The 22,887-nt window shown below is 61.6% G+C and carries 20 protein-coding genes; 12 read left to right on the top strand and 8 right to left on the bottom strand.

The annotated features are described in order from the left end of the window. Nucleotides 1–62: 62 nt before the first annotated feature. A complete protein-coding gene (locus tag LL962_RS20005) occupies nt 63–482 on the bottom strand; it encodes a transglutaminase-like domain-containing protein (protein WP_228318171.1) in 420 nt (139 codons plus the stop codon). A gap of 487 nt (nt 483–969) precedes the next feature. Here LL962_RS20005 and yegS point away from each other — a divergent pair, with 487 nt between their 5' ends. From yegS to LL962_RS20030, 5 genes are all read left to right on the top strand, one after another. After that, nucleotides 970–1,899 (top strand): lipid kinase YegS, encoded by a 930-nt coding sequence (gene yegS / locus LL962_RS20010; protein WP_228318172.1) that lies wholly within the window; start codon nt 970–972, stop codon nt 1,897–1,899. 256 nt (nt 1,900–2,155) lie between these two features. Beyond that, the gene (gene trpE, locus LL962_RS20015; protein WP_228318173.1) at nt 2,156–3,631 is read left to right on the top strand and encodes an anthranilate synthase component I; all 1,476 of its coding nucleotides are present in this window, start codon (nt 2,156–2,158) and stop codon (nt 3,629–3,631) included. Then, complete coding sequence (locus tag LL962_RS20020) at nt 3,631–4,692, top strand: threonine aldolase family protein (protein WP_228318174.1); 1,062 nt, start codon at nt 3,631–3,633, stop codon at nt 4,690–4,692. Before trpE ends, LL962_RS20020 begins: the two co-directional genes overlap by 1 nt. A gap of 31 nt (nt 4,693–4,723) precedes the next feature. Beyond that, nucleotides 4,724–5,479: an SIMPL domain-containing protein gene (locus tag LL962_RS20025; protein WP_228318175.1), complete on the top strand. Its 756-nt coding sequence runs from the start codon at nt 4,724–4,726 to the stop codon at nt 5,477–5,479. A gap of 187 nt (nt 5,480–5,666) precedes the next feature. Beyond that, on the top strand, nt 5,667–6,869 hold the full coding sequence (locus LL962_RS20030) for a tyrosine-type recombinase/integrase (protein WP_228318176.1): 1,203 nt from the start codon (nt 5,667–5,669) through the stop codon (nt 6,867–6,869). A gap of 565 nt (nt 6,870–7,434) precedes the next feature. Here the strand turns inward: LL962_RS20030 and LL962_RS20035 are convergent. The 4 genes from LL962_RS20035 to LL962_RS20050 form a co-directional block, all read right to left on the bottom strand. Then, the gene (locus LL962_RS20035; protein ID WP_228318177.1) at nt 7,435–8,142 is read right to left on the bottom strand and encodes a superoxide dismutase; all 708 of its coding nucleotides are present in this window, start codon (nt 8,140–8,142) and stop codon (nt 7,435–7,437) included. Between the two features lie 81 nt (nt 8,143–8,223). Then, nucleotides 8,224–9,663 (bottom strand): PepSY-associated TM helix domain-containing protein, encoded by a 1,440-nt coding sequence (locus LL962_RS20040; RefSeq protein ID WP_228318178.1) that lies wholly within the window; start codon nt 9,661–9,663, stop codon nt 8,224–8,226. A 1-nt stretch (nt 9,664) separates the two neighbouring features. Then, on the bottom strand, nt 9,665–11,884 hold the full coding sequence (locus LL962_RS20045) for a TonB-dependent receptor (RefSeq protein WP_228318179.1): 2,220 nt from the start codon (nt 11,882–11,884) through the stop codon (nt 9,665–9,667). A gap of 261 nt (nt 11,885–12,145) precedes the next feature. Then, nucleotides 12,146–12,643, bottom strand: a complete 498-nt coding sequence (locus tag LL962_RS20050) for a DUF2946 family protein (RefSeq protein WP_228318180.1) — start codon at nt 12,641–12,643, stop codon at nt 12,146–12,148. Nucleotides 12,644–12,937: 294 nt separating this feature from the next. On the opposite strand from LL962_RS20050, the gene LL962_RS20055 reads away from it, so the two are divergent. After that, nucleotides 12,938–13,363 (top strand): DUF2946 family protein, encoded by a 426-nt coding sequence (locus tag LL962_RS20055; RefSeq protein ID WP_228318181.1) that lies wholly within the window; start codon nt 12,938–12,940, stop codon nt 13,361–13,363. A gap of 66 nt (nt 13,364–13,429) precedes the next feature. Further along, nucleotides 13,430–15,613, top strand: a complete 2,184-nt coding sequence (locus LL962_RS20060) for a TonB-dependent receptor (RefSeq protein WP_228318182.1) — start codon at nt 13,430–13,432, stop codon at nt 15,611–15,613. A gap of 147 nt (nt 15,614–15,760) precedes the next feature. On the opposite strand, the gene LL962_RS20065 is transcribed toward LL962_RS20060, so the two are convergent. After that, nucleotides 15,761–16,621, bottom strand: coding sequence for an SDR family oxidoreductase (locus tag LL962_RS20065; RefSeq protein WP_228318183.1), 861 nt, complete (start codon nt 16,619–16,621; stop codon nt 15,761–15,763). Between the two features lie 121 nt (nt 16,622–16,742). On the opposite strand from LL962_RS20065, the gene LL962_RS20070 reads away from it, so the two are divergent. From LL962_RS20070 to LL962_RS20090, 5 genes are all read left to right on the top strand, one after another. Further along, the gene (locus tag LL962_RS20070; protein ID WP_228318184.1) at nt 16,743–17,750 is read left to right on the top strand and encodes a GlxA family transcriptional regulator; all 1,008 of its coding nucleotides are present in this window, start codon (nt 16,743–16,745) and stop codon (nt 17,748–17,750) included. Between the two features lie 173 nt (nt 17,751–17,923). Beyond that, nucleotides 17,924–18,472: a cysteine hydrolase family protein gene (locus LL962_RS20075; protein WP_228318185.1), complete on the top strand. Its 549-nt coding sequence runs from the start codon at nt 17,924–17,926 to the stop codon at nt 18,470–18,472. Between the two features lie 226 nt (nt 18,473–18,698). Then, nucleotides 18,699–19,115 (top strand): DUF2946 family protein, encoded by a 417-nt coding sequence (locus tag LL962_RS20080; protein ID WP_228318190.1) that lies wholly within the window; start codon nt 18,699–18,701, stop codon nt 19,113–19,115. Between the two features lie 391 nt (nt 19,116–19,506). Continuing rightward, nucleotides 19,507–20,118 (top strand): SCO family protein, encoded by a 612-nt coding sequence (locus tag LL962_RS20085; protein ID WP_228318186.1) that lies wholly within the window; start codon nt 19,507–19,509, stop codon nt 20,116–20,118. Between the two features lie 89 nt (nt 20,119–20,207). Further along, nucleotides 20,208–20,753 carry a copper chaperone PCu(A)C gene (locus LL962_RS20090; RefSeq protein WP_228318187.1) on the top strand — a complete coding sequence of 182 codons (546 nt, stop codon included), beginning with the start codon at nt 20,208–20,210 and terminating at the stop codon, nt 20,751–20,753. 56 nt (nt 20,754–20,809) lie between these two features. Here LL962_RS20090 and LL962_RS20095 read toward each other — a convergent pair whose 3' ends face one another. Together LL962_RS20095 and LL962_RS20100 are read right to left on the bottom strand one after the other, a co-directional pair. Further along, nucleotides 20,810–21,976, bottom strand: coding sequence for an MFS transporter (locus LL962_RS20095; RefSeq protein WP_228318188.1), 1,167 nt, complete (start codon nt 21,974–21,976; stop codon nt 20,810–20,812). A gap of 389 nt (nt 21,977–22,365) precedes the next feature. Beyond that, nucleotides 22,366–22,887 (bottom strand): IS5 family transposase (locus tag LL962_RS20100; RefSeq protein WP_228318189.1); only part of this gene is annotated, 522 nt, incomplete at its 5' end.

Here is a 22,887-nt window from a genome sequence, read left to right on the forward strand (position 1 = left end):
TCAGTTGCATCGTCGTCGTCCCGTTGCGTCTGTGCGATTGTCGCAGGATCAGGCGGAGTTGTTCAGAGTTTCCTTAGCCCGAGCTTTTGGCCCAGGATGACCAAAAGGATCGGCATCGATACACAGTTGCCTTTGCGCGTCGTCAGGTAGGTTGAGATCAGCTTGTTACGAATGTCCTTGCCGAAAGGATCGTCTAAGTCGTAGCTGAAAGGTTGATAGTCGTTCCATGGCCCCGGCTGGCTCAGAGAGGTTACCAATAACTCAAGTTTGATCTGACGAGTAGCATCATTGGGGAAACGTGATTTTACCCGAGAGGCTAGGGAATCGAGCTGCGCTAGCGCGGCCTTGGCATCGACAGTCGGGTCGATCACGCTATCAATGGTCAACTTGGCGGTGGCTAGGTCGATCTGCTCCTCGGGCGTGGCCACGAGAGTTTTGATCACCGTGAGGTCGGAGTTCTGCACCGGCTTCGCCTCACTCACTTTTATCGGCTTACTGGCCTCAACTGCTCGCGAACCCAGAGGCGGTAATGAAAGCCCTGCACAAAGCAAGAAAATGATCCAGTTTCGCATCCTTGCGCTACCCCATTTGTTGTCCTGTTAGCATCCTAGACTCCAGCAGAGCTGGCTGCAATGGGGGTAGCCGTTATTGGTTCAAGTCCTCCAAGCTGGAGATTTCACGATACAAAGGATGTGAGAGGGCAGCATCCGTCACCCCTCTGATTTCTTTCAAACTAGCTCTTTCACATTAGAGATTCCGGACACACAAAAGAAAGCCGCCCCGATTGGAGCGGCCTTCGGAAGATTGGAGGCTGATCCTGCCTCCGCCCTTCGTCCCTGCTATGGACTTCCATGTTCCGGGTGGACGATGACGCCGGCATGACAGCCGCAGCAGCCTGCGTATTCACGATTCCCGCATCGCTGCGCTGCTAGCCTGCGCGGACCTTCATCTCCAGTATCGGCAGTGCGCATGGTCCCGTCCCACTGGCGATTGATCCTCAACGGCAAATCCACCGACAACGAGGAGCTGCGGCAGGCGGTGGGCAGCCTGCGCAAACGTGGCATCCGGCTGGAGGTGCGGGTGACCTGGGAAGAGGGCGATGCCGAGCGCTATGTCGCCGAAGCGGTGCGCGACGGCGTGCAGACCGTGGTGGCCGCTGGCGGGGACGGCACCTTGAGCGAAGTGGCGGCCGCGCTTGCGCACCACGACGGCGATGCGGCCATACTGCCTTCGCTGGGCCTGGTGCCGCTGGGCACTGCCAACGACTTCGCCACCGCCGCCGCATTGCCGATCGCACCCTTCGAGGCGCTCAGCCTGATCGCCAACCGCCCGGCGCAGGCAATCGACCTGCTGCGGCTGGATACCGCGCACGGGCCGCACTGGTGTGCCAACGTCGCCAGCGGCGGCTTCGGCACCCAGGTCACCGTGGAAACCGACGAGGGACTGAAGAAGATGCTCGGCGGGCTGGCCTACCTGATCACCGGCATGTCGCGGCTGGGACGGATCGAGCCGATCGGCGCCCGTTTCAGCGGGCCGGACTTCGCATGGCAGGGCGAGTTCATCGCACTTGGCCTGGGCAACGGGCGCCAGGCCGGCGGCGGCCAGGCACTGTGCCCGGATGCGCTGATCGACGATGGCCTGCTCGACGTCACCATCGTGCCTGCGCTCAACGGCGAGGTGGCGGCCACGCTCGGCACCCTGGTTACCAGCGGCAAGCAGGCCGCGCTGGAACGCGTGGCCGTGCGCGCCCGGGTGCCGTGGCTGGAGATCGTCTCCCACCAACCACTGACCTTGAATCTGGACGGCGAACCGGAAACGTCGCTGCAGTTCCGCATCGACTGCGTCCCGGCGCGGTTGCGCATGCACTTGCCCGCCGAGTGCCCGCTGCTCAGGGGATGATGGTGTAAGTCGGGAATTGAAAAACCTGGCACGCCGCTCGGTGAGCCGGGCAATGCTGCCGTTCCCGGCCGCACCCACTCCGCACTCTCGAGCGCTTTTCGCCTTCACCCGCTGCCCTCGGCCAAACAGTTGCGCTACAGTAGCCGTGTGTCCCGCCTGACGACCCCACGCTCCTTCTCTTCCGCTCGCCGCTGGTGGCGATGGTGGCCTGTTGCCGTCGTCCGCCCCGTCACAGAGTCCCGGAAGGAAAGTCGTCTTGATCACTGCAGAGCAGTTCCAGCGCCAAGCCGCTGAAGGCCATACCCGCATCCCCGTCATCCGCGAAGTCCTGTCCGACCTGGACACGCCGCTGTCGGTCTATCTGAAGCTCGCAGACGGCGCCTACACCTATCTGTTCGAATCGGTCGAAGGCGGTGAGCGCTTCGGGCGTTACTCCATCATCGGTTTGCCGGCACGGCGCGTGTACAGCTTCCGCGGCCACACGCTGGAGGTCAGCGAACACGGCGAAGTCATCGACAGCCGACAGGTCGCCGACCCGCTGGCCGAGGTGGAAGCGCTGCGCGCCGAGCATTCGGTGCCGCAGCTCGACGGGTTGCCTGGCTTCACCGGTGGGCTGGTCGGCTGGTTCGGTTTCGAATGCATCCAGTACATCGAACCGCGCCTGGGTATCGGCGACAAACCCGACGAGCTGGGCACCCCGGACATCCTGCTGATGCTCTCCGAAGAGCTGGCGGTGTTCGATAACCTCAAGGGGCGGCTGTACCTGATCGTGCACGCCGACCCGCGCCAGCCGCAGGCCTTCGTACGCGCCAATCGGCGCCTGGACGAACTGGCGCACCGCCTGCGGCAGGGTGGCGCCGGCTATCCGCAGGCGCAGATTTCCGAGGCGATCGACGAAGCCGATTTCCGGTCCTCGTTCACCCGCGAGCAATACCACGCGGTGGTGCGCAAGGCGCAGGAATACGTGCGTGCCGGCGACATCTTCCAGGTCGTGCCCTCGCAACGCCTGCGCGTGCCGTTCCGCGCACGCCCGGTGGACGTGTACCGGGCATTGCGTGCATTGAATCCTTCGCCGTACATGTATTTCCTCGATGTCGGTGGCACCCAGGTGGTCGGTTCCTCGCCGGAGATCCTTGCGCGGCTGCGCGATGGCGTGGTCACCGTGCGCCCGATCGCCGGCACCCGCCCGCGCGGGGCCACACCGGAGCTGGACAAGGCGCTGGAAGCCGAGCTGCTGGCCGACCCGAAGGAGCGTGCCGAGCACGTGATGCTGATCGATCTGGGCCGCAACGATGTGGGACGCGTGGCCGAGCCGGGCACGGTCAAGGTGGGCGAGCAGTTCGTGATCGAACGCTATAGCCACGTCATGCACATCGTCAGCGAAGTCACCGGTACGCTCAAGGCCGGGCTGACCTACAGCGATGTGCTGCGCGCGACCTTTCCGGCCGGCACCGTCAGCGGCGCACCGAAAATCCGCGCACTGGAAATCATCCGCGAGCTGGAGCCGGTCAAGCGCAACGTGTATTCCGGCGCAGTGGGCTACATCGGCTGGCATGGCGATGCCGACACTGCCATCGCCATCCGCACAGCAGTGATCCAGGACGGCTACCTGTACGTGCAGGCCGGCGGTGGCGTGGTCTACGACTCCGATCCCGACCTGGAATGGCAGGAAACCATGAACAAGGGCCGCGCGCTGTTTCGCGCCGTGGCCCAGGCGGCCAAGGGGCTGTGATGGACGGGCAGGGCAGCGCTGCGCGCACCGGTTTTCGCAACGACTACAGCGAAGGCGCGCATCCGCGTCTGTTGCAGGCGATGGCGATGGCGAGCGCCGAGCAGAACGCCGGCTATGGCACCGATCGGCACAGCGCGCGCGCGGTTGCGCTGATCCGCAGCGCCATCGCGCAACCGCAGGCAGACGTGCATCTGCTGGTCGGCGGCACGCAGACCAATCTGATCGCCATCAGTGCGTTCCTGCGCCCGCATCAGGCAGTCATCGCAGTGGAGGCGGCCCACATCGCCACCCACGAGACCGGTGCCATCGAAGCCACTGGCCACAAGGTGCTGACCGTACCAGCGCCGTACGACAAGCTGACGCCTGCACTGATCCAGCCGGTGCTAGCCGTGCACAGCAACGAACACATGGTGCAGCCGCGGCTGGTCTACATTTCCAACAGCACCGAAAGCGGCACCATCTATACGCGTGCCGAACTCCAGGCGCTCTCGCAGTTCTGCCGCGCACACGACCTGCTGCTGTATCTGGACGGCGCACGCCTGGGCGCGGCATTGACCGCCGACGGCAACGACCTGGACCTGCCCAGCATCGCCGCCTTGACCGACGCGTTCTATATCGGCGGCACCAAGAACGGCGCACTGCTCGGCGAAGCGCTGGTCATCGTCGATCCCGCGCTGCAGGTGGATCTGCGCTACCTGATCAAGCAGCGCGGCGCGCTGTTGGCCAAGGGCATGGTGCTGGGCGCGCAGTTCGCAGCCTTGTTCGAAGACGGCTTGTTCTTCGAACTGGCCGCGCACGCCAACGCCATGGCGCAGCGCCTGCGTGCCGGCCTGCTGGCCGCGGGCGTGGAATTCACCAGCGACTCGCCGACCAATCAGCAGTTCATTGCCGTCAGTGCGCAACAGGCTGCACAGCTGGCGCAACGCTACGACTTCGAGCGCTGGGAAGTCCGCGCCGATGGCAGCCAGGTGATTCGCTTCGTCACCTCGTGGGCAACTAAGGCAGACGCGGTCGATCGCTTGTGTGCGGATGTGGCGGCGCTGCAGTGCCGCGTGCCGTGAGCATGCGCATCATTCACCACGGAGAAGGCAGATGAAGCAACTGATGCGTTGGATGCTCGTGGTACTCACGGCATTGCCGATGTTTGCGCTCGCGCAGGTCAACAGCCTACCATCGCTGCCGCATTTGTTGGTGAAGGGGCAGGCCAATCGTACGGTCATGCCCGACCGATTTTCGCTGACGATCGCTCTGCGCGCGGTCGATGCGCAGCCAGACGTCGCGCGCAAGCGCGTGCAGGTATCGGCAGAACACATCCTCTCGGCGATGAAGTCGCATCACGTGCGCAAAGACAGCATCGATGCTTCGTCGCTGCAGATCCAGCCCAGCTACAGCTATCTGCAGGATGGCCATCGCAAGTTCGACGGCAGCGAAGTCAAACGCAGCATCGCCGGTACCTTCGCGTCGCTCGAGGATGCGCGCCAGTTCCTGGCCGAACTGAAGACGAGCAGCGAAGTCGAACTGTCGGGTATAACGACGTCCTACAGCAAGGAAGGCGAAGTGCGCGCGCAACTCAAGCGCGAAGCAGCCACGCAGACGCGCGTGTCTGCCGAGGAGTTGGCCAAGGCCTACGGCGTGCGTGTCCAGGGGCTTTACACGATCTCCGATGTCGCGCCGAACTTCGCCTATGGCGTGCAGGCGGGGCACTGGCCGGTGCCGCGCACGCTCTCCCCGGGCTCCCCGCCTCCTCCGGCAGCGGCTGCACTCGGTGCGGCCCGGGTCGATGCGCTGGAGGCCGGCAGCGTCCTTCTTTCCGAAAACATCTATGCGGTCTTCCTGATCGCGCAATGAGTCCCTTGCCATGCTGCTGATGCTCGATAACTAGCATGGCTGTACGGGGGTGTCCAATGAGGTTCTCGAATCCCTTGATATGTATAGGTTTCAGGCGTTTCACAGTCCAGTATGGTCCGCCCAGATCCATCGTAATCCAGTGAATTTGCGGGTATCGTAGCGGGTATCAACTGGACGATACCCGCACATGTCGTTGACCGACGCAAAAATCCGAACTGCCAAGCCTGGCATCAAGCCAGCTAAGTTGACTGACGGCGGAGGTCTCTACCTTGAGGTGCGGCCCACCGGGGCCAAGCTGTGGCGCTATCGCTACCGTATCGCCGGCAAGGAAAACGTCTATGCCATGGGCGAGTATCCGGAGATATCGCTGGCAACTGCGCGCGCCGAGCACGACAAAGCGCGCGCGCTGGTGAAGCAATGTCTTCATCCGGCCCATAGCCGCCAAGCCGAGCGGTTGTCCAACCACGCCGCGAATGCCAATACGTTTGAGGCAATCGCGAAGGAATGGATTTCTAGGAAGTCTGGAAGCTGGACACCGTACTATCAGCGCCAGGTTGAAAACTTCCTTAGCGCGGATGTCTTTCCTTACATCGGCAGGCTGCCGATTCGCACCGTAACGGCAGCGCACCTGCTTGAGATCATTAGGCGGGTAGAGCAGCGTGGAGCCTCCACCGTCGCCTTGCTGGTCAGGCAATGGTCGTCAGCGATCTTTCGCTATGCGGTAGCTACGCTACGCGCGGACAATGATCCTGCAGCTGCCCTAAGGGGCGCGATTCATCGCCCCAAGGTTGAACACCATAGGCCTCTGTCGCGCGAGCAGATCGTGCATTTCGGTGCGACACTAGAAAAGTATGGTGGCTATCGCACGACGGTCATCGCCTTGCGTCTGATGTTATTGACCTTTGTTCGTACGATTGAACTGCGTAACGCGCAGTGGTCCGAAATCGATCTTGATCAGGCGATATGGCGGATACCAGCAGAACGCATGAAGATGCGTGAGCCGCATATCGTCCCACTGTCCAAGCAGGCTGTGGAGCTTCTGAAGGAGTTGCAGACGTACACTGGCTTTCGTGGCTTCCTATTTCCAAACTACCGAACGCCCAAAGAGTCCATGACGGCAACCACGCTGAATCGCGCGCTTGAACGGATGGGATTCAATGGAAAAGACAGTATCGGCTTCTCCGCGCATGGCTTTCGTGCAACCGCATCGACGTTCCTGAATGAAATGGGTTTTCGTCCCGATGTCATCGAGCGCCAGCTTGCTCATGCCGAACGAAATAAAGTCCGGGCGAGTTACAACCAAGCCGAGTACATGCACGAACGGAAAGTAATGATGCAGAAGTGGGCAGATTTCGTTGAGAAACCAGTTTGGAGAAGTCGAAAGAGGTAGATTGGGACAAGGTTTAAAGTCATTGTATTTAGGCGCCGACCGTTAGCTGATGCACAAGTTCACATCATCTGGCGTCATTCGAGCTCTTCACCCAGCGCCGCCGCTATTCATAACGTAGGGAAGGAGCGTCATATTTAGAAAAAAAAGCATCAGTGAGTCCAAACTCGATGGTGATGGACGACTGGGCCTACAATGATGGCTTTCGCTGCCTAGCTAAATGCCCCAACCGAAACCGAATTTTCCAGCTATTCGGGAGGCCAATGCGGCGAGAAGGTCACATCGGGCGTATGCCTCTAAATGAGGCTCAAAGAGCAAGTGAGGGTTAAAGGGTCGGAAGTTCGCTATGAGAAACGCTTGTTGCTGGACTAATATCAAGAGAGCGTGAATTCATCACTGATCTCTTGTGGGGTCATGGCAGGCTTCGAGGTGTCGAGAGGATCTGGCGATAAGTGGTCGTGAGCCAGCAGGTTTAAGCGGTGCGGCTGCAGTCATTCGGCGAGCAGCCAAACGGCTGAAGTGCGTCGCAATGGTTATGTCTGGCTCACGACCATGAACGCAGGAACGGTCAGCGCTTGCCCGTAGCGGCGTCATAGCGGGTATTGACCTGTTTCCAGTTGACCACCGGCCACCACGCCTCGATGTAGTCGGCGCGCTTGTTCTGGTAATGCAAGTAGTAGGCGTGCTCCCAGACATCCAGCGCCAGCAGCGGGGTGCCACGCTCGGTGACCACGTCCATCAGTGGGTTGTCCTGGTTGGGCGTAGTGGTGATGGCGAGCGAGCCATCCGGCTTGAGGATCAGCCAGGCCCAGCCCGAGCCGAATACCTTGGTAGCCGCCTCGGCGAACTTGGTCTGGAACGCCTCCTGGGAACCGAAGGTCTCCACGAGTTTCGTTTGCAGCGCCGGCGACGGGCTGCCGCCTTTGCCCAGGGGCGCCATCAGCGTCCAGAACAGGCTGTGGTTGTAATGACCGCCAGCATTGTTGCGCACCGCGATGTCGTAGCGCGACATGCTGGCCTGTATATCTTCCAACGAGACGGTGGCCAATGCGGGGTAGTCCTTCACCTTGGCGTTGAGATTGTCCACATAGGCCTTGTGATGCCGGTCGTGGTGGATCTCCATCGTGCGAGCATCGATCGCTGGTTCGAGGGCGTTGTTGGCATAGGGCAAGGCAGGCAGCGAGAACGGCGCCTGCGCGGGCTCGGCCGCCGACGCGATACCGGCAGTGATCAGCAGAGCGGTCGCACACAGCGATCTGAGGGCGAGTCGTTTCATGATTCATTCCTCCAGCAAGAGAGGGAGCAACGCTCCCGGAATGCCCTATCAAAGGGCGATGTAAAAAAGACGTGCGGTGCTTCAGTCGAGCCATCGGAACAGGCGCGATCGTGGTCTGATCCATCGATCGAAGGCCCAGACAACGAGAAGCGACAGGAACAGAAGGGGAAGCAGAACGGCGGATGCGATTGCCAAGGCGAGCAGCCAGCGAAGCGGCGTGCGGCTGCCAGATCCGGGCGAGCCGATTCGGCCCGCCGGTTTGCGACGCCACCACATCACCATCCCCGATGTACAGAGCAACAAGATGCCGATGCAGGCGGCCAGCATGACGGCCTGGTTCGCCCGCCCAAAGTAGTTGCCCATATGCAGCTGCACGCCCATCTCAATGGCTTTGGCGGCGGCGCCGTAGTCATCGAAGCCGGCACGCACGAGCAGTTCGCCCCGCTCGTCGAAGTGGAAAGTGACCTGCCCTTGGGGCCTGTCCGGATAGGTATAAGCCATCAGCGCGCCGCGTTGCGTGCTGGGCAGGAACACCCGCAGCGGATCGGTCGTGCCCGCAGCACGGACGTGGGCGATCGCGCGCTCCAGGCCTGCGTCGGTCCAGTAGCGTGCGGCGCCAGGCGTAGGAGTGGCGTGGGTTCCGTGATGCGAATGCGCAGGATCGGAGTCCGCTTCAGCGGGCGGCATCGGTGCATGCTGCAGCGTCCACGGGACGTCGTTGAACCCGGTCCCGATCGTGGGCGCAACTGGTGCAACGTAACGGCGGTAGACCGGCGGGTAGCCTGCATCAATCGCCTCGGCACCACTGCGTACCCAATCACCCCAGAACGATGCCCAGGGCAGGCCGGTGAAAATCAGGAAGAGCACCAGCAGCGAGACCCACAGACCCGTGGCTGCGTGGAGCGATTTCCAGAACGCGCGTCCCTTGGCACGCACATTGGGCACGATGCCATGCCAAAAAGCGTGTCCCTGACCGCGTGGCCAACCCAAATACAGTCCGCTCAGAATGAGCAGTACCGCCCAACAGGCCGCCAGCTCAATCAGATAGCTGCCTGGCGTGCCAAGCATCAGCGAGCCATGGAGACGGTCGGCGAGACCCACCAACGTCCGGGAGGGCACAAGCGTCCCTAGCACCTGACCATTACCCGGTTCGACAAAAGCGATCTGGCTGGGGGCGTTGGCAACATCCAGATAGATCTGGGCAGGTCGTCGCGGATCTGTGGGGACATCAATCCGCGTTGCCGTGCTTCTTGGAACATAGGCTTCCGCTGCATTGATCATGCTCCCGAGCGAGGATCGCTCCTTCCAAGGCGCCTGGGTGAAGCGCAGCTCCGGATAGATCGCATCGTTCAGTTCATCGTTGAACAGGTAGATCGCACCGGTGACTGCCAGCATCAACAGAAACGGAGCGACGAACAGGCCGGCATACAGGTGCCAACGCCAGAACAGTCGGTGCCGGTCTCGACTGCCGGCAGATGCAAGCGGGACGACTTCAGCGCTCGAAGGGATATTCTTGGCCATGTCAGAACCGCGTGCGCAAGGTCAGCTCAACGCTGCGAGGCGGGCCAAGGTAGATGTGGGTAGACGGATATCCGGAATACGTGCCGTAGAGCTCGTCGGAGAGGTTGCGCACACGCATTGCGGCCGAGACTCGCTGCCAGTCGTAGCCGACCCACGCATCGAAGCTTGTATGGCCACGCACATGGATGGTGTTGGCGTTGTCGGTATAGAAACCGCCAACGGTCCGACCGGATGCCCCGATCGAAAGCGGAACACTCGATAAGCGGTAGCTGGCTGCCAGGGTTGCGGTGCCGTTGGGAACATTGGTTGGTCGATTGCCACTGCGGTCAGCGCCACCGGCCTCTAGAAGCCGGTCGTAGCGAGCGGTTCCGTAGGCAGCTGCCAGTTCCAGTCGCAAGCCCCGCGTGACTTGGACCTCTGCAGAAAACTCCACGCCTCGGGAGGACTGCTCGCCACCTTGGACGCTGATGCTCGGATTAAAGGGGGCGCGGGTGAGGATATTGTCCCGCTCGATTCTGTAGGCCGCCGCAGTCAACTCAACGCGCTTGTTCCATACGCTTGCCTTTACGCCTGCTTCAAGCGACGTCCCCTCGCTGAGGTCAAACACGCCGGCTGCCGGACGCATGGTCAGCAGGGTAGACACGGGACTCACCGCAGTGGAGTACTGCCCATAGATCTGCACATCCGCGGTCAGGTCGAACACACTTCCGACCCGCCAGGAGAAGGGGCTGTAATCGGGACGGAATGACTCGCTACTGCCAGTGTTCAAATCGCGAATGTCACGCGACAACGTGATGTTCTCGAAGCGCGCGCCCGCGAGCAGCATCCACCTGCTTGTCAGGTTGAGCGCGTTCTCAGCAAACACGGCAGAGGTGCGAAGACGGGAGTCGAAGATCACATTGCTGCCCGTCCCCGGGAAGTTGCCAGCCGATCCATCCGGAAACACGCCAAGTATCGGATCGATCGGCGACACCGACTTGGTCACGCCGGTCTGTCGCGGGTTGTGAAAGTCGGTGTCGTTGTATTCAACCCCTGCAGTGAACCGGTTACGACGTCCACCGACCTGGCCGTCGAACGACAGCGTAAGCCGTTCATTCCAGAAGCGCTGATCATGCTGGATCCGCTCAGCGGTTCTGGAAAATTCCCCCGTCGCGCGGTTGTAAATCCAGTTGTCGGAATAGAAGAAGTCCCGATCGGCCTGGTACCAGCTGAGGTCGTTCTGCAGCGACCAGTTGTCGCCGAGCGGAAGATCCACGCGCCAGCGCAACAGGTCGCTGTTGGCTCCGGTGGTTGCGCCCAACGGGTTGTAGTTCACATGGCGTGTTGCCTTGTCCACCACGAAGCCGTTGGTGCTTCGAACGACATGACTCGGCGATTGGGCAACGCTGGCTGGCACCATCGGGGAGCCTTGATAGGTGCCAGTGCTGTCGTCCTCGGCGTGCTCGAAGGAGAACAGCATCGACATGCCGGTGCCGGGGCGCCATAGGAGGCTGCCGCCGACCGTCAACAGATCCGTCTGGTTGTTGTCGATGTCATCCAGGCTGTCAGAGCGCAATCGGCTGACGAAACCGCGAACGGCGACGCTGTCCGACAGCGGCTTGTTAACGTCGAAGCCGCTTCGCAATGTGTTGAAACTGCCGACGCCCACCATTCCTTCCATTGAGGTCGCGTCCAGATGCGGCTTGCGGCTCACCAGATTAATGGCCCCGCCTAGGGCGCCTTCGCCGTAAAGCACAGAGGCCGGCCCCCGTAGCACTTCAACCCGCTCCAGTCCGAACGTGTCTAGGTTTCGCGTGACGATGGTCGAGGTGCCCAGCCGCACGCCGTCGTGCAAGACAGAGACCGTGTTGCCGCTGAATCCCCGCATCGTGACCACGGCGGGATTACCTGGGACATTGCCAACCATGGCGCCGGCGACCATGTCGAATACTTCGCTAGTGGTGCGTGCTCCGTGTGTGGCGATGTCGCTCTGGTCGATGACCTGGACTGACGCGGGCGTTTCGCGCTGCGTGAGTGCCAAGCGGCTGCCGACAGCTTCCGGTGAGTCCAGCAGACGCTGGCGCTGTCCTTGCACATTCAATGTGTCCAGCGTCCTAGCCTCGGCAGCTGGAAGCTGGTTACTGGCCTCAACGTACGCTGCTGGCGCGCAGAATCCGCTGATGGATAACAGGAGCGCGCTTTGTGGAGGCAGCTTTCTGGATGCGAACTTGGAGATCGTCATTGATAGACCTTCGATACGGAATGTTGTACCGCGCTGAAGACGGGTTGACCAAATGCATGCGTGTTGCACAGGGTCAATCGGGCACACCATCTAGATGCCGCGACCATGCAGTCGAGACAAGCGAAAGAGCCGGCACGTTCGCCGGATGTCAGAGGGGGAGGGCAGCATCCAATTGCACGCACACTGTCCCTAGGCATATTGGGAGGCGAGGTAGACGTGCATTAACGGCCAGGCGCGATGCGCCTCAGGACGTGAGCTGGATCAGCGAGCGAAGGCGAGCGGCGGTCCGCGTGCGCCAAGCGTTCCGGTAGCAGGGATGCGCCGCGTATCGGTCAGGCCGACCAAGGCACGGAAGATTGCCCGCCAAGTGGTCAGCAACAGCAGCAGAGCCACCAGCAGGCTGATCATCCGGGCAGCAATCAGGCAGTATTCGCAGTCCGCGCCCATCTCATGCTCGGCGTGGGGGGCGACTGACTCGGATGGCTCTGTGTCCGAACCTACTGCATCCATAGGATCCGGCATCATCGGCACGGCGTGGTCCATGCTATGACCCATGTCGTGGTGCATCTGGTACGCGTTGGCCGGCTGGAGTGTTGCCGGGTCCATTTCCAGGTGATGCCCTGCGTGAGCAACCGGTGAATGCACGGAACCTGCCATCGGGTGCGCAATCGCGCGGCTGATCAGCGGCGCGATCACGACAAGAAGCATGGCTAGGCATGCCCAAGCGTAAAGCCAGCGATAGAGGACAAGAGCACGCAAGGCGTCGATTCTAAGGGATCTACAAAGGATGTCAGGAAGCAAACGTCTCGGCGCTGACTAGCTGCGACTGTTTGTCGCAGGCTCTGCAGCACCCTAGTACTTAGATGTTTGATCCCAGGTTTTGATGGTGCTTTATTTTCCCTTGAATGGAAGGAAGCACGATGGGCCAGGTCATACACGGGAGCGCCTCGACGGACGAGGCAGCGATCGTTGCCTTTCGTCAGCACACCTTAAATCTGACCAGGACCGTCTAGACTGCGCGCCATGCTGCGTCGCCGCCACTTTCTGCAGGTCATGCACCGATTCGCTCTGATGGGCGCGTTGCTGATGGCGGTGGCTCCGGTGGTCAGTCGCTGGGTGCAGTTCTCTCAGCAGGGTGACCCGGGCGTGCTGCTTGGTGCGCTATGCACCGGGCAAGGTCTGCAATTGGTCGATCTAGAGACGATGGCAGTTGCAAAGACGCAGGCAGGCCACACGCTGCCGACGGCCTTGGGGCGCGCGGGTCTGGATGGTGGCGATCTGCCCGGCGATCATGCCGAGATGGCCTGCGATTACTGTTTGCTGGCCGCGCAACTGCTGTTGTTCGTGGTTGCACTGCTGTCGCTGCCGCTGCTCCGGGTTGCCCGCCTGTCGCCAGCACCCGGTCGCACGCCAGTACCTGTCTGCACGATCTGGCCTGCGCATGCCGCGCGCGGTCCTCCGGTGCTGTCGGTGATCTGACACTCATCCGGTCCGACCGGGCGCATGCCGTCCGGTTGTCGCGCACTCTTGCGTTATGGGGTTTCCATGCATGTCTTTTCAACGACGCCGGCGCTGCCGTCGCGTCTGGCAATCGCGTTGGCGATTGCCTTGTCGTCTTTCACGGCTCAAGCGGCCATCGTGTCCATTTCCGCGCCGGCAGACAGTGCCGCGCGCGATCGTCCCGCAGCGCTGTCTGTCGATGCTGCCGTCAATCTGTCGGCTGTCCGCGTCAACGGCATTGGCACGGATCAACCCGCATCGACGGGTTCCAATCTTGGCCTGACGCCCTTCCAGACGCCGGCCAGCCTGGAGGTGATCGACCGCGCGCAATTGCAGGCGCGTGGCGACACCACTGTCACCGATGCCATCAGCCGGGCCGGGGCGATCAGTGCGATGCCGCATCCGGGTAACGGGCTGAGCGCGTTGTCCACGCGCGGTTTTACCGACAGTGCGTCGGTGATGCGGCTCTACGACGGGCTACGCCAATATGGCGGTGTGGGCGTCACGTTCCCCTTCGATACCTGGTCCATCGAGCGCATCGAAGTGCTCAGGGGGCCGGCATCGGTCATCTACGGCGAGGGCGCGATCGGCGGTCTCATCAACATCGTGCCGAAAAAGCCCACGCAAGGCGGCATCCAGAACGAGCTGCAAGCCACGGTCGGGACCCAGGACACCGCCAGGCTGGCGGTGGGCAGCGGCGGCGCAATCAATGATCGGCTGTCCTATCGGGTGGATGCCAGCGGAAACTACACCGGTGGATGGGTTGACCGCGGCCGTTCCAGCGATGCGACGTTTTCCGGGGCACTGCGCTGGGATCCCACTGCGGAGTGGAGCCTGACCTTGAATTACGCCTACGGTTACCAGAAGCCGATGCGGTACTTCGGAACTCCGCTCGTCGAAGGCCGGGTGCTGGATGCCCTGCGGCACAAGAACTACAACGTGGACGATGCGGTCATCCGCTTCAAGGACCAATGGACGCAACTGGACGCGGTGTGGAGCCCGAACGACGCTGTCACAGTGACCAGCCGGCTCTACCACGTCGCCAGCGATCGCGATTGGCGTAATGCAGAAAGCTACGTCTACAACACGGCAACCGCGCTGATCGATCGATCCGACAATACCGCCATCAACCACGATCAGCGGCAGACGGGCATCACCTCCAGCCTGGTGCTGAAAGGCCGCCTTGGCGCAATGGAGAACGCCTACTCGATCGGCTTCGACGCCAATCACGGGCGCTTCGAACATACCAACAACACCTATGCCGGCAGTTCCGGCCCGGTGGATCCCTATCGCCCGATACCGGGCGCGTTCCGCAGCGAAATTCCCACCATTCCGCGCTATCGCAACACCGCCGATCAGGTGGCGTTGTTCATGGAAGACCATCTTTCGCTGACCTCCGCCTGGTCGGTGCTTGCAGGGCTTCGGTATGACAGTGCGCGCATCGAGCGCCAGAATCTGATCACCCATACGCAGGCGTTCAGCACAGACTATTCGAGCATTGGCTGGCGCTTGGGCACGGTCTATACCATCACCGCCGATCTTTCGGTGTATGCGCAGTACGCTCAAGCGGCCGACCCGGTAGGTGCCTTGCTGATGCTCGGTCCTGCCGACAGCACCTTCGATATGGCGAAGGGGCGACAGACGGAAATCGGGCTGAAGCAGCGCTTCTGGCAAGGTGCAGGCGAATGGACGCTGGCCGCCTACCGCATCCGCAAATCGGATCTGGTCACCCGCGATCCTGCCGACCCGAGCGTGAATCTGCAGATCGGTTCCCAATCCTCCCGTGGTGTGGAGGCCTCGCTTTCGCTGGCATGGGCCGAGCAGTGGCAGATCGACGCCAACGCGACCGTGTTACGGGCGGAGTTCGACGATTTCACCGAATCAGTTGCAGGACGGGCGGTGTCCCGCGCAGGCAACGTGCCGCCCAATGTCGCAGAGCGTCTGGCCAATCTGTGGGTGAGCTGGAATTTTCAGCCCGACTGGACGGTGGCCGCAGGCGCGCGTTATGTCGGCAAGCGCCATGCAGATAATGCCAATGCGCTCGAGTTACCCGGCTATAGCACCACCGATCTGTCGTTGAGCTGGGATGTACGGCCGGCCACCAGGATCACCGCACGCGTGTTCAATCTCTTCGACAAGGCGTACTTCAGCACCGCCTACTACACCGATACCATGTGGTTGTACGCGGCCGACCGGCGCGCGGAGTTGACGCTCAACCATCGATTCTGAGCAACCGGCGTTACCAGGCAGTCATACATGCCATCAACGCACAGACCTGCAGATGCAGATCTGTGCGTCTGTCGTAGCTGTGCGCAGCAAAGGCGGTAGGGCACAAAATGCAGGTGCCGCGCAGGTTGCGGGCACCGGCACACACCGTCAGCGCAGCGAGATTGCCGTCAGCCACTGCGTGGTGGTGAGGGGCGTGAGGCCGAGCAGATGCTGGGCGCTGGTGGATGGGTCGATGGTGTTCTGCGGCGTTTGCCACAATGCCTGGTAAAAACCTGCGACCGCCATGGCGGCCGGGCCCAGCAACGGCTCCAGGCGTTTGCCGAATTCTTCCGGCGGCAGACTGCTGAACCGCACATCGCGCCCGAGGTGGCTTTGCATCGCCGAGGCGAGATCTGCTCCCACAAGCGCGGGTGTCTGGCCGATCCCCACCAATCCGGTCACCGTCGGTGCATCGAAAAGCTGTGCCGCCACTTCGGCGACATCCAGATGCGAACACCAGGACGCGGCAAAGTCTGCCCTGATCGGATAGGCAAGCACGCCGTCGGCGCGCACGCCATCAATCACCAGCGGGAGCAGCAGATTCTCCAGGAATAGGCGCGGGGCCAGTACCGCACTGGAAACGCCGCTGCGTTGCACGCCATCGATCAGAATGGCGATGGCCGCGCTGGGGCTGGCCTGGAGTGGATTGCTGGGGTCATCGACGATGTTGCCGCTGGTCGAAATCAGCACGCGTTCGGGCTGTGCCGCGCCGATGGCCTGCACCATCGCGTGTGCGTGCGCTACACGGACTTCTTCAGGTGCCTGGGGAAGGTGTACGAAAACACCCTTTGCGCCACGATAGGCCTCGGTCAGCGACTGCACCGAGGTGTTGTCGATCTGGACAGTGGCAGTTCCTGCGGCCGCTTCCTTGTTGCGCACGGCAGCAACCGCGTGCTTGCCGGCCTTCAACAGCTTGCTGAGCACCGGGGCGCCCTGTGCGCCGGTGGCACCATGGATGATGTACGTCATTGGCAGCGTCCTTCGAGTGCGAGTGGATGGATGTGGCGGCGGAGCATGGGGGGCCCAGATCGGTTACTTCAACTGCACTAATGACGATTGCTGAATGCCCGTTTTGCCATATGGAGAACCCATGAACCCGACGCGGAACCTGGAAATCGCGGTGGTGCTGTACCCGGGCGCCCAACTCGCCGCAGTACTGGGGCTGACCGATCTGTTCGCGGTTGCCAACCAGATCCTTGCAGCGAAGGGACGTGGCGCGGGGGCATCCTTGAAGGTAACGCACTGGCAACAAGCTATTCCGGGCGGCCCGCTGGTATCGCTATTCGAAAGCGATGCACAGATCTCATCGCACCTGTCTGCGGTGATCCTGCCGCCGAGTCTGGGCAACAACCCCGACGTGCATGGCGACGGTGACGACGCACTGATCGATTGGCTGCGCGAGCAGCATCGCGAGGGCGCGGTGGTGTGTTCCGTCTGCGCCGGCGCCTTCCTGCTGGCGCGCACCGGGCTGATGGATGGGCGCCGCATCACCACGCATTGGTTACATACAGAACGTCTGCAGCAGCACTTTCCTTCCATTCGCGTGGATTCGGAAGAGATGCTGATCGACGAAGGCGATGTGATGTCTGCAGGTGGCTTGATGTCCTGGACCGATCTCGGCCTGCGGCTGGTAGATCGCTTGCTGGGGCCGGCCATCATGCTCGAAACGGCGCGCACGCTGCTAGTCGATCCGCCAGGCCGTGAACAGCGTTATTACAGTCTGTTCTCGCCACGCATGACACATGGCGACGCTGCGGTGCTGAAGGTGCAGCACTGGCTGCGGGACACGCATGCACAGGACATCGCACTGTCCAGCTTGGCCGCTCGCGCCGAGCTGGAAGAACGCACGTTCCTGCGTCGCTTCCAGAAGGCAACCGGGATGACCAGCACGCAGTATTGCCAACGGATCCGCATCGGGCGAGGAAGGGCGTTGCTGGAATCCGGCGCCATGAGCATTGATGCGGTGGCGTGGGAGGTTGGTTACCACGACGCGGCCGCATTCCGGAAAGTGTTCAAGCGCATTCTCGGGCTGTCGCCAGGCGAGTACCGTCGCCGCTTCGCTGGTGCAGTAGGTAAAACCCTGTCTGCGCAAGGTTGATCCTGCAATCGACCGAACGTCTTCAGGTGTGAGTTGTATTTGCTGCGTGCGGTCGATTTCTGCATGGTTTTCTGCAAGATGTCGGTTCCGGCCCGATCCTGTCGGTAGTGCCACTGGTCCGACTGGCGTGCGCCAGTCAAGCTGACCAGCGATCAGCCAACCTGGGAAAACGCATGAACAAGTGCATCATCGTCATCGATCTGCAGAACGACTATCTTCCGAGTGGAAAGCTGCCGCTGTCAGGGATCGCATCGGCAAGCAGCAATGCTGCCTTGGTTCTCGACAATGCGCGCAGCAGCGGAATCCCGGTATTCCATGTGCGCCACGAAGCGACAGATGCAAACGCGGCAGTCTTCGTCGCAGGCTCGCACGGTGCCGAGACCCAGTCGGCAGTGGCGCCGCTGGCCGATGAACCGGTGATCGTCAAGCACCATGTCAACGCCTTTCGCGACACCGATCTTCAGCCGGTACTGCAGCAGCACGGCATCACGGACGTGGTGATTGTGGGAGCGATGAGCCATATGTGCGTGGACGCATGCGTGCGCGCTGCTGCAGATCTGGGATATTCGGTGACCGTGCTGCACGATGCCTGCGCCACGATGGATCTGACATTCGATGGCGTTACCGCTCCGGCAGCGCAGGTGCATGCCGCCATGATGGCTGCATTTCAGTTCGGCTATGCGGCAGTGCACTCCACGCAGGAGTATCTGCAGCATGCCTGAGCCGTTAGTGGTTGGGTGCATGGGAAGTTGACCGATGACGGCATTCCACCGCCGCCATATCTTAGGGCTTGCCTTCACGTAGCAAGGCTTATGTCGTTCAACCGCGCATCTAAATTATTCACTAGTGAATTATATGGCGTGACTGCGACGAAGCGTCGCAGGTGGCACCCATTTTTTTCATTACACTTCGCAGGTGTTCCCACTTCTTTCGCCCCTGCTCAAACTGATGCGGCACCTGGCTTGGTTGGCCGTGGTGCTTCTGGTGCTTGCGCCAGTGGTCAGTCGTGCGTTGAGTCATGCCTCGGGATTTCTCGAGGTTGCGCTTTGTCGCAGCGGCACCCTGCAGCCCGCGCTGTCCGATCCAATGACAGCGCCTGGCTTGGCCAACACGGCGCAGGTCAAGGTAGGTGCGTTGGCTGCATGGCCAGACATCCATCACGACCTGCAGCAAGCCGGCAGCCACGTTGGCTTCGCGTGCGACTATTGCGTGCTCGCCGCACGCTTGCTGACCTGGATGTTGGTCGCGCTGGTGATGTTTGCGCTGGTGCAGGCAAGTTTGCCCGGCGAGCGCGTCATTGCGAGCGGCCTCTCCACTGCTCGATGGCGGGCGCACGCGCCGCGCGGTCCGCCGTTGCTGGCCTGAACACGTGACTTAATCAACCCGCTCAGCACTGGGCGCGCGTTTGTGTTCTGGAGTAACGAGATGACATCGTTTTTTTTGCCGCCTCATGCGGCTGCAACGCCGTGCCTGGCAATGGTGACGCTTGTTCCGACGTTGGCTCTATCGATCGGGACGCAGGCACATCGAGCGAACAGGGGGGGGGCGGTTGTCAGTGAGCCGGTCGTGGCTAGCGCTGGCGTGCGCCGCGTGCCGCATGGCGAGTCGGCCTGTAATGGCCAAGACAGTTTGTTGCCTGAAAACTATACGGCTTAGCGACTGCGTCCACAGGCGACCTGTCGGTGAACGCGCATCGTAATGCGCAATGACAACAGCGGCAGCGCATGTCGCCTTCAATGAATCATGGAGTTGCTGGATGCAGAAAAGAACAGTGCATTTGAAAAGTTCGATAGCGGTGCTGATGGTGCTGTGCGTGGCCTGTGTCATCGCAGATTGCGGTCAGTGGCCGTCGTCGTTTTCACCCAAGGGTGCGGACCTCAGTGCGATGGGGCGCGGAGTGGATTTCTATCTGCACGATGCCGATGGCAAGCCGCGGCCGCTGCGCAGCTTTCGCGGAAAGGTGCTGGTGCTGTTTTTCGGCTTTACCAATTGCCCGGATGTGTGTCCGACCACGTTGGCGCGTGCGGCGCAAGTCAAGCGCACGTTGGGCGCGCAGGCATCGCAGGTGGAATTTGCGTTTGCCACGCTCGACCCGCAGCGCGATGTTCCTAAGGTATTGAAGACTTACGTCCAGGCGTTCGATCCCGAGTTCATCGGTCTGACCGGTAGCGAAAGGGAGATCAGGGTGGCGGCAGACAACCTAAAGGTGGTCTACGCAAAGGTGCCAATGGGCAAGACCTACACCATCGACCACTCCACCAGAAGTTTTGTGTTTGATCGCGACGGCAAGCTGCGTGTTGGCCTTGCGCATGAGCAATCGGTCGCTTCGACCGCTGACGATATACGGCAGGTACTCGCTCTGGATTGAGCGCAGTCGGTGTCGCCATTTCCCGACCAATCCACCGATGACCAGAACCAGCTCTTGCAGATTGCTGGCATCGACAACAGGAGAAGAAAATGCAAACACGTATGTTGTGCCTGATGGCACTGTCCGTTTTTGGTCTGGCTGCGTGCCAGCCCGCGCAGCAATCTGCTGCCAATGATGCGACACCTGCGAAGCCACCGGTTACGACAGAACCGAGTAGTGCAACTGCCACTGTCGCGGCGACGAATGCCTGGTCGCGAGCAACGCCGCCTGGCGCGCCGGTGGCAGGTGGCTATGTCACCTTGCACAACCAGGCGGCCAAGCCCGACCGTCTGCTTGCAGTGGAGTCGTCGGCAAGCGCGCAGGTGGAGATCCATGAAATGAGCATGGACGGCGGAATGATGAAGATGCGTCGCCTCGACGATGGACTAACACTGCCAGCGGGGCAGGATGTGGTGCTCGGTCCGGGCGGTATCCATCTGATGTTTATTGCCCCGCACGTGCCATTTGAGGTTGGCCAGCCCGTGACAGCGACCCTGATCTTTGAGCACGCGCCGCGCGTTGATGTCCGCTTCGACATCCGTGCAATGGGTGCCTCGGAGCCGGCGGACGGGCCGAATGGCGAGCACATGCAGTGATAGATGCGCTGCTGTCGCCAGTAACGCAGCCATGCCGGCCTGCATGGCTCTCTGCTTTACGTAGCGGGCCCCACAGGCCGGCGCTTGCGCAGCAGCGGCATCAGGGCGAGCAGGCCCAGCAGCGGGCCTGGCAGCAGGATCCAACTGATGGCCAGGCCCAGATGCTCCACGAGCTGTGTCGTCAGTCCGATGGCCACCACCGTGATGGCAAAGCCGATCGCGTTCTGCATGGACAAGGCACTGCCCACAATGGCGCGCGGGCAGGCGCCTGCGGCAAGTGCGGAGAACTGCGGCGAGTCCGCTACCACGCTGGCCCCCCAGAGCAACATGAGCGCGACTCCGGCATGAGCCGAGTGCGACGCGATGAGCGGGAAGATCAGGCAGCAGGTGGCCGACATCGCCAGCGCTGCAGCAGCGACACGTGCGTTGCCGTGGCGGGTACTCAGTTGGCCGCCGATGATGCAGCCGAGCGCACCTGCGGCAATCACCGAGAACGCCACTGTCGCCGTGCTGAGGCCGAGGTGGCTTGCCAGATCGGCGTGCGCGATCAGCAATGGCGTCAAGGTCCACATCGCGTACAGCTCCCACATATGTCCGAAGTAGCCCAAGCTTGCGGAGCGAAACTCCTTGATCGAGAACGCTTGAAGCACCGCACCGAAGGAGAGTCTGGAGGCCGCTTTGCCCGGCTGCGTGTGTCCCTGGCCCAAGCGCAGGATCATCACTGCAGCCACAGCCGCCAGGCCGGAAGCCACCAGCAGCGGCATCTGCCATGGCATCGCGCTGCCTATTGCCTTGATGCCCTGTGGCAATGCGGTGCCCAGGGTGAGCATGCCGACCAGCCATGCCAGCGCCTTGCCTGCGTTGTGTGGGGCCCAGCCGACCACCAGTTTCATGCCGATCGGATAGATGCCGGACAGGCACAGGCCCACCAGCAGGCGCCAGATCGCGCCGGTCGCGACATCGTGTGCGAACACCACAAAGCTCAGGTTGCACACGGCCCCGAGCAACGCGCACGTTGCAAAGATCCTGTGGGCAGCAAAGCGGTCGGCCAGTCCGCTCAATGCGAAGATCAGCGTACCGCTAATGAAGCCGAGCTGCGTTGCGATGGTCAGCATGCCGATGCTGGATGGGCTAGCACTCCATTGCTGCATCAGATCCTCTGCCGCGCTGTTGACCGAGAACCACAGCGAGGTTCCCAGCAGTTGCGCGAGGATGATGACCACCAGTGCGTGCCGGGACTGCGTAGCTGCCTTCGCTGCATGTGGCATCGTGTTGGGCCTCGTCAGGTCGCAGGTGGCGCAGACCACGCCGTTGATTGGCCAGCAACAGGTGATGGGTTGCAGCGGCTCTGGTTTCGCACAAACGCTGAGGACGCGGCCAGCGTGAGTGTTTCCATGCAGCGACGAACGGATGAGCAGGCCAGTCTCATTTGTCTAATCAGGTATTTCACCACGCGACGATGGATGACGGCCATCGCTTCAGTCAACTGCACCATTAGGGATGGTCTGATCAACGGGGCCGGAAGACGAAGCAAGCCGCATCCGCCGCGCTGAGAGCGCTCAAATCCCCGATTTTTGCCGTTTTTTGCCGCGTTTGCGGGATATTGCCCGGATTACAGGCACACCTTTCCCGCAGCACGCAATAACTCTTTGCGCGTCAGCCACAGATTCGACAGCGCAAACAGCGTCAGCACCTGCGCGGTGTTCTTGGCCAGGCCGCGATAGCGCACCTTGGTGTAGCCAAACTGGCGCTTGATCACCCGAAACGGATGTTCCACCTTCGCACGCAGGCTGGCCTTGGTGTGTTCCCAGCGCTTGGCCAACTTCAGTTCGCGCTTGTTCTTGATCTGCTTCAGCTTCGAGCGCTTCTCCGCGATCAGGTAGCGCAGCTTGCGCTTGCCCTTCATCTCATCGCGCTTCTCAAGCCCGGTGTAGCCGCTATCCCCGCACACCGTGTTTTCCTTGCCGTGTAGCAGCTTGTGCGCTTGCGTGATATCGGCCACGTTGGCCGCCGTGCATTCCACGTGGTGCACCAGCCCAGAGTCATCATCCACCCCAATGTGCGCCTTCATCCCGAAGTAGTACTGGTTGCCCTTCTTGGTCTGATGCATTTCAGGATCGCGCTCGCCTTCCTT

The organism is Xanthomonas sp. NCPPB 1067, from assembly GCF_020783795.1.
GTDB lineage: Bacteria > Pseudomonadota > Gammaproteobacteria > Xanthomonadales > Xanthomonadaceae > Xanthomonas > Xanthomonas melonis.

Coding starts and splice junctions, on each gene's coding strand:
- LL962_RS20080 (WP_228318190.1), top strand. CDS start 18,699: ATGCGGCACCTGGCTTGGTTGGCCGTGGTGCTTCTGGTGCTTGCGCCA.
- LL962_RS20065 (WP_228318183.1), bottom strand. CDS start 16,621: ATGACGTACATCATCCATGGTGCCACCGGCGCACAGGGCGCCCCGGTG.
- yegS (WP_228318172.1), top strand. CDS start 970: ATGGTCCCGTCCCACTGGCGATTGATCCTCAACGGCAAATCCACCGAC.
- LL962_RS20070 (WP_228318184.1), top strand. CDS start 16,743: ATGAACCCGACGCGGAACCTGGAAATCGCGGTGGTGCTGTACCCGGGC.
- LL962_RS20020 (WP_228318174.1), top strand. CDS start 3,631: ATGGACGGGCAGGGCAGCGCTGCGCGCACCGGTTTTCGCAACGACTAC.
- LL962_RS20040 (WP_228318178.1), bottom strand. CDS start 9,663: ATGGCCAAGAATATCCCTTCGAGCGCTGAAGTCGTCCCGCTTGCATCT.
- LL962_RS20025 (WP_228318175.1), top strand. CDS start 4,724: ATGAAGCAACTGATGCGTTGGATGCTCGTGGTACTCACGGCATTGCCG.
- LL962_RS20035 (WP_228318177.1), bottom strand. CDS start 8,142: ATGAAACGACTCGCCCTCAGATCGCTGTGTGCGACCGCTCTGCTGATC.
- LL962_RS20055 (WP_228318181.1), top strand. CDS start 12,938: ATGCACCGATTCGCTCTGATGGGCGCGTTGCTGATGGCGGTGGCTCCG.
- LL962_RS20060 (WP_228318182.1), top strand. CDS start 13,430: ATGCATGTCTTTTCAACGACGCCGGCGCTGCCGTCGCGTCTGGCAATC.
- LL962_RS20075 (WP_228318185.1), top strand. CDS start 17,924: ATGAACAAGTGCATCATCGTCATCGATCTGCAGAACGACTATCTTCCG.
- LL962_RS20030 (WP_228318176.1), top strand. CDS start 5,667: ATGTCGTTGACCGACGCAAAAATCCGAACTGCCAAGCCTGGCATCAAG.
- LL962_RS20045 (WP_228318179.1), bottom strand. CDS start 11,884: ATGACGATCTCCAAGTTCGCATCCAGAAAGCTGCCTCCACAAAGCGCG.
- LL962_RS20090 (WP_228318187.1), top strand. CDS start 20,208: ATGCAAACACGTATGTTGTGCCTGATGGCACTGTCCGTTTTTGGTCTG.
- LL962_RS20085 (WP_228318186.1), top strand. CDS start 19,507: ATGCAGAAAAGAACAGTGCATTTGAAAAGTTCGATAGCGGTGCTGATG.